This is a genomic window from Streptomyces chiangmaiensis, from assembly GCF_036281785.1.
Classification (GTDB): domain Bacteria; phylum Actinomycetota; class Actinomycetes; order Streptomycetales; family Streptomycetaceae; genus Streptomyces; species Streptomyces chiangmaiensis.
Genome location: NZ_JAYWVC010000034.1, coordinates 46799 through 53103, shown reverse-complemented (window position 1 = coordinate 53103; position 6305 = coordinate 46799). Strand labels below are relative to the sequence as shown.

The window sequence follows — 6305 nt, the reverse complement described above, 5'->3', positions numbered from 1 at the left end:
CCCCTGATTCGTCATTCGTCGGGAGCCGCCGATGCCCTACGCTCGACTCGCTCTCAGTCTCTCCGTCGCCACCCTGGGCCTGCTGGGTGCGGCACCTTCCGCGTCCGCGGACGGCGGCTGGTCCGTCGAGCCCGCGACGGGTGGCGCGGGAGGGCGGCCGTACGTCTACGCGGAGGGCGAGCCCGGTACGGTCCTGCAGGACGCGGTGTCGGTGCTCAATCCGGGCAGCGAACCGCTGACCGTCCGGCTGAGCGGCGCCGACGCGGACGACACCGCGGACGGCGGCTTCACGGTCCGTACGAGACCGGTGGACACCGGTGCGTGGATCGCCTTCGCACGCACGACGGGCGGGCGGAGGGCCGCGGTGCACGCGGTCTCGGTCACGGTGCCCGCCCGCACCCGCGCCGACGTGCCGTTCAGCCTGACGGTTCCCGGAGGCGCCGTACCCGGCGACCATCCCGGCGCGATCGTGGCGAGCGCGGGGGGCCGTTCGACCGCCGTACGCGTCCAACTCCGCGTCGGGGGACTCGCGTTGTCCGCGCTGACCGTGGAGCACGTGCGGGTACGCGAGGGGCGCGTCACCTACGAGCTGGTCAACCGCGGCACCACGGTGCTGGCTCCGAGGCTCGCGGTGCGCGTCGACGGAGTGCTCGGCCGGGTCCTGGACCGCGCCCCGCGCGCCCTGCCCCTCGAACTGCTGCCGGGCTGCAGGGTCCGGCTCACCGAACCGTGGCCGCACCAGCCGGCGCTCGACGTGGTGGACGTGACGCTCACCGTCACGGCGGCGGGCGGCGCACGCGGTTCGGCCTCCGCGTCGGCACGGTTCGTGCCCTGGGGGACGGTCGCCGCAGCCACCGCCGGGCTGCTCGCGGCCGTGGGCGCCGGTGCGGTCGTACGGCACCGCCGGCGCCGTCCGCCGGAACGGGACGCGGGGGACCGGACGTGCACAGAGGCCGAGTTGACGGGAGCGGGGACGTGAAGGGGCGTATCACGGCGCTGGCGGCGGTTCTCGCGCTCGCTCTGGCACTCGTGGCGGCACCGGCCCGGGCCGCCGACAAACCGGCCGTCACACTGTCCGCCTCCCAGGCGGGGACGGGCGGTTCGATCACCGTGACCGGCAGCGGATGGCGCCCCGAGACCCTGCTCATGATCCTGATCTGTGGGCGGTCCGTGCCGTCCCGGGGCGTGATCGGCGGCACCAACTCCTGCGCCAACGCCGACGGACGGGCCGTCACGACCGACGCGCACGGGGCCTTCCGCAGGAAGCTGCCAGTGTCCGAGCCGCCCGTGCCGTGTCCCTGCGTGGTGCACGTGGCCACCGTCACCGGGGCGAAGGCGGACGCCGACGCGATCTTCCAGGTCGCCGGGCACGCCGTGGAGCCGCTGCCCGCCGAGTCCGCCGCCGGGCGCCTGTCGGTGCTGACGGACACCCGTCTGGACGGGGCCGGCGGGCTGCTGACGTGGTTCGGGGCGCCGCCGTCCCGCACCTTGGTGTTCACCGTCGGCAACGTCGGCTCCTCGCCGGTCGAGGACCCCGTCTTCCGGGTCGGCACCGCCCACGGCGTGTTCGCCCCGCAGTGGGACGAACAGCAGTGGCACGGCACCATCGCGCCCGGCCGGAAGGCGCAGATCAAGCTCCCGGTGGAGCTGTCGGCGGGTGCCCACGGCGACTACACGGTCTCGCTTGAGTACGGCGGGAAGGTGCTGGCCGAACAGCCGTGGGGCGTCGGGCGTCCCTGGGGCGTGACCGTCTTCTGGATCCTGGTCTGCCTGGTCGTACCGGCCGCCGTGTTCCGGCTGGGCATGGCCGTCGTGGACCGGGTGCGGCCCCTTGGTCCGGCGGGGCGGGCGGTACGCCGCCGGAGCCTGCGGCTGCCCGAACTCGCCCTGCGGATACCGCGGCCGGGCGCCTCGTCGTCCTCCTCCGCGCCTCCCATGACTTCGACCCTGCCGTGGTTCACCCCGGACACGGATCCGGGGACCGCGGTGAACGGTCGGCTCTCCGCACCGCAAGAGAACGGTCCGACGACCCCGACGGAGGGAAACACGTGAGCACGCAACGGAGAGTCCTTGCGGCAGGGAGCAGAAGCGGCAGAGCTGGCGCGGCCGGGGCGGCGCTCATGCTGTGCGGGGCCGGCGTACTGCTCGCGGTGGCCGCCGCACCGGCGCAGGCCGCCGAGGTGGCGTACAAGACCGAGTGCATCCCACCGCCGATCTCGGGACTGCCCCCGGTCGAGGGCACCACGAAGGTGGAGATCACGGCACCCGCCGAGGCGAAGATCGGCGACGAGGTGACCATCACCTGGAAGTTCGTGCAGGCCGCGTCCAAGAACCCCGATGTGCTCGATCTGGGCAAGGACACGGTCAAGCCGACGGGGACCTTGAAGGCGGGCGGCGCACAGACCGCGGACATCGTGATGGAGGGGCCGCGGTCGAACCCCCCGATCCCCAAGAACAGCGACATGAAGCTGTCCGACATGACGGGCAAGCTGAAGCTGACCGCGGCCGGCGAGGTGACGCTGACGCCGGATGCCTACAACATCAACGTCAACAAGCCCATCTCGACGGACACCAAGTGCTCCCCGAAGGAGACGGTACAGCCGGCCGCGACCATCAAGGTGTGGGACGGCGGCGGGGGTTCGGGCGGTACGACAGGCGGGCTGCCGACCGTCGTCCCCAGCCTGCCGACGAATCTGCCGACGAATCTGCCGACGGGCCTGCCCACCGGTGCGACCTCCTCCTCGCCGACCGCGAGCGCCAGCGAGACCGGCGGGGAAGGCGGCGGATCCGGTGGCGCAGGCGGTGGCAGCGGTGGGCAGACGGACTTCACGGGCAAGGAGGTCCAGGTCCCGTACGCCTGCAAGACGCCCATCGGCGACAAGAACGCCACCTCACCCGTGCAGATCAACGCCAAGAAGGACGGCGGGAGCTTCGATCTCACGGTCCAGTTCAAGAAGTCGGTGATGAACAGCCCCGCGGACATCCCGAAGGGCTCGGTGAAGCCGTCGATGGAGGTCGTGCTGGGCGGCGCCGACAAGGGCACCGTCCATGTCGAGGGGCCCGCGAACGCAAACGACATCAAGTCGGGCGACCCGATCGAGATCCCGGATCTGACGGGCACCTACAAGCCGGGTGCGAGCGGGAAGTCGACGCTGTCGCCGGGCGTACTGACCATCAAGGCCCTCGGTACGACGACGACCTGCACGCCCGCGAAGAGCGAGGTGTCGCTGACCCTGGACACCTCAGAGCAGCCGGGCGGGGCGTCCGGCGGCTCGTCCACGTCGGGAGGATCCTCGGGCGGACTGGCCCAGACGGGCGCGGAGGACCACGGCGCCCTGAAGGCCCTGGGGCTGGTGGCCGGGACGGTCATCCTGCTGGGTGGAGCGGTCTTCACGTTCCTGCCCCGACGCGCCCGCTGACCCCCGGAAACGGCTGAGGGCCGCCGCACCCATGCGGGTGCGGCGGCCCTCCGACGGCCCCGGACCGACGTCAGCGCACGTCGCCCATGAGCTCCTTGACCTTCTTGCGGTACATCCACACCGCGATACCGGCGACCACGGCGATCGCCGCTTCCAGGGTCACGATGCCCGTCGTGTTCAGGTCGACGCCCGCGATGGAGAGCAGACCGGTCGTGGCGTCACCGGCGGTGACGGCCAGGAACCAGACGCCCATCATCTGGGAGGCGTACTTCGCCGGTGCCATCTTCGTGGTGACCGAGAGGCCGACCGGGGAGAGCGTCAGCTCACCGACGGTCTGCACGAAGTAGACGGCGACCAGCCACAGTGCCGCGGCCTTGTGACCGCCGTCGGCGATCCCCAGCGGGGCGAGGAACAGGAAGAAGGACGCGCCGATCAGGACCAGACCGGAGGCGAACTTCACCGCCGTGCCCGGCTCCTTGCCGCGGCGGTTCAGCGCCAGCCACATCCAGGCGAAGACCGGGGCCAGCGCCATGATCATGACCGGGTTGACCGACTGGTACCAGGAGACGGGGAAGTCCCAGCCGAAGATCGTGTTCTTGGCCGACGAGTCGGCGAAGATCGACAGGGTGGAGCCACCCTGGTCGTAGATCATCCAGAACACGGCCGCGGCCACGAAGAACCAGATGTACGCGGTCATCCGGGACTGCTCGGCGCGGTCGAGCTCCTTGTCCCGCTTGATCCGGGCGATCACCATGATCGGGATGACCAGGCCGGCGACGGTGATCGGGACCAGCAGCCAGTTCAGGGTGTAGGCACCGGAGAAGCCGACGATCGCGTAGAAGACGATCGCGACGGCCGCCCACAGCGCCGACTTGCGCAGCGTCGAGGCCTTCTCCGCGGCGGACAGCGGCGTCGGGACCTCGTTGGAACGCGCGCTCAGGTGGCGGCCGCCGAGCAGGAACTGGCCGAGGCCGAGCGCCATGCCGAGCGCGGCGAGCGCGAAGCCCAGGTGCCAGTTGACGTTCTCGCCGACGGTTCCGATGACCAGCGGTGCGGCGAAGGCGCCCAGGTTGATGCCGACGTAGAAGATCGTGAAGCCACCGTCGCGGCGCACGTCCCCCGGGCCGTTGTAGAGGTGGCCGACCATCGTCGAGATGTTGGCCTTCAGCAGACCCGAGCCGATGGCGACGAGACCGAGACCGGCGTAGAACGTGCCGGCGGACGGCAGGGCCAGGGTGAGGTGGCCCAGCATGATGACGAAGCCGGCCACGGCGACCGTCTTGCGCGGGCCGAGGACACGGTCGGCGAACCAGCCACCCGGCAGGGCGAGCAGGTACACGAGCGACACGTACACCGAGTAGATCGCGGTCGCGGTGGCCGCGTTCAGGTGCAGGCCGCCGGGGGCGACCAGGTACAGCGGGAGAAGGGCCCTCATGCCGTAGTAGGAGAAGCGCTCCCACATCTCGGTCAGGAAAAGTGTGGCCAGTCCGCGGGGGTGGCCGAAGAAGGTCTTCTCGGAACCGGGGTTGCCCGGTCGGATCGAGTCCTTCGTCAGGCTGGACGCCATGGTCGTTCCTTGCTGGTCGGGGCGTGCGCGTGGGGGTCCCCGGCTCGGGCGGGGCCGAAGCTCGGGAGTCGCATGCCCGGTCGGCGGCCGGCACCGGCGGGATCGGTCGTCCACCCCACGCCCACGGGGTGTCCGCTCCGCGTCACGAAGCGGTGGACGGCGACCACCGGGATCCACGCCTCTACGCGCGTCAACGCGCCGAAGGCCCGGCCATAGGTCATTCCTTTCGAGGCTGGTGGGAACCAGCTCGCATGCAAAAGAGACCTTCAGCGTCACGTGCCCGCCAAAGGTCCCAGGTGGTGCTACAGGCGTTCCGGTCACCATACGTCATGACAGCGGCGCCGACGGAAGCACCTGAGACACGGATCACAGGTGATTCCGGAACTCTGGACGCCCAATCGAAGGTCTCGCCCCTGATGACACCTGTGAGTGGCTCAGGCATGACTGCGCTCCGTGATCATGCCCGCCGGCGGCGCAGAGTGGCACACGAAGGTAAGAAATCCCCTCAGCCGGTCACACCTGCGATCACACCTTTGCTCTTGTCCTCCGCGGACTACCATCACCCCCATGACCCGTGTACTGCTCGCCGAGGACGACGCGTCCATCTCGGAGCCCCTGGCCCGCGCCCTGCGCCGGGAGGGTTACGAGGTCGAGGTGCGTGAGGACGGACCCACCGCGCTCGACGCCGGAATGCAGGGCGGCGTCGACCTGGTCGTGCTGGACCTCGGCCTGCCCGGTATGGACGGCCTCGAGGTCGCCCGCCGGCTGCGTGCCGAGGGCCACACCGTTCCCATCCTGATCCTGACCGCGCGCGCCGACGAGGTGGACACCGTCGTCGGTCTCGACGCGGGCGCCGACGACTACGTCACCAAGCCCTTCCGGCTCGCCGAGCTCCTCGCCCGGGTCCGGGCGCTGTTGCGGCGCGGTTCCACCGAGCCCGCACAGCCGCCCGCCACGCACGGGGTGCGCATCGACGTCGAGTCGCACCGGGCGTGGATGGGCGACGAGGAGCTCCAGCTCACCGCCAAGGAGTTCGATCTGCTGCGGGTCCTCGTCCGGGACGCGGGCCGGGTCGTCACGCGCGACCAGTTGATGCGCGAGGTCTGGGACACCACGTGGTGGTCGTCCACGAAGACCCTGGACATGCACATCTCCTGGCTCCGCAAGAAGCTGGGGGACGACGCGGCGAACCCGCGCTACATCGCGACCGTACGGGGAGTGGGCTTCCGTTTCGAGAAGAGCTAGGCGCTGCCGCCGGGGCCCGGCCGGGACGGCCGTGGTGCGTGTGGGCCGCTACGCGCGTCACGTCCGTGCGGGCG

The 6305-nt window shown here is 70.9% G+C and carries 5 protein-coding genes; 4 read left to right on the top strand and 1 reads right to left on the bottom strand.

Annotated features, from left to right (window positions below):
• Window positions 1-31: 31 nt before the first annotated feature.
• The 3 genes from VXC91_RS13790 to VXC91_RS13780 all read left to right on the top strand — a co-directional run bounded on the left by VXC91_RS13790 (window position 32) and on the right by VXC91_RS13780 (window position 3419).
• A complete protein-coding gene (locus tag VXC91_RS13790; protein WP_329507450.1) occupies window positions 32-979 on the top strand; it encodes a hypothetical protein in 948 nt (315 codons plus the stop codon).
• Window positions 976-2052 (top strand): hypothetical protein, encoded by a 1077-nt coding sequence (locus tag VXC91_RS13785; RefSeq protein WP_329507449.1) that lies wholly within the window; start codon window positions 976-978, stop codon window positions 2050-2052. Before VXC91_RS13790 ends, VXC91_RS13785 begins: the two co-directional genes overlap by 4 nt.
• A gap of 68 nt (window positions 2053-2120) precedes the next feature.
• A complete protein-coding gene (locus VXC91_RS13780; protein ID WP_329507453.1) occupies window positions 2121-3419 on the top strand; it encodes a hypothetical protein in 1299 nt (432 codons plus the stop codon).
• A gap of 70 nt (window positions 3420-3489) precedes the next feature.
• Here the strand turns inward: VXC91_RS13780 and VXC91_RS13775 are convergent, their stop codons facing one another.
• The gene (locus tag VXC91_RS13775) at window positions 3490-4986 is read right to left on the bottom strand and encodes an oligopeptide:H+ symporter (RefSeq protein WP_329507448.1); all 1497 of its coding nucleotides are present in this window, start codon (window positions 4984-4986) and stop codon (window positions 3490-3492) included.
• Window positions 4987-5553: 567 nt separating this feature from the next.
• Here VXC91_RS13775 and VXC91_RS13770 point away from each other — a divergent pair.
• Window positions 5554-6231 (top strand): response regulator transcription factor, encoded by a 678-nt coding sequence (locus tag VXC91_RS13770; RefSeq protein WP_059130771.1) that lies wholly within the window; start codon window positions 5554-5556, stop codon window positions 6229-6231.
• Window positions 6232-6305: the final 74 nt, after the last annotated feature.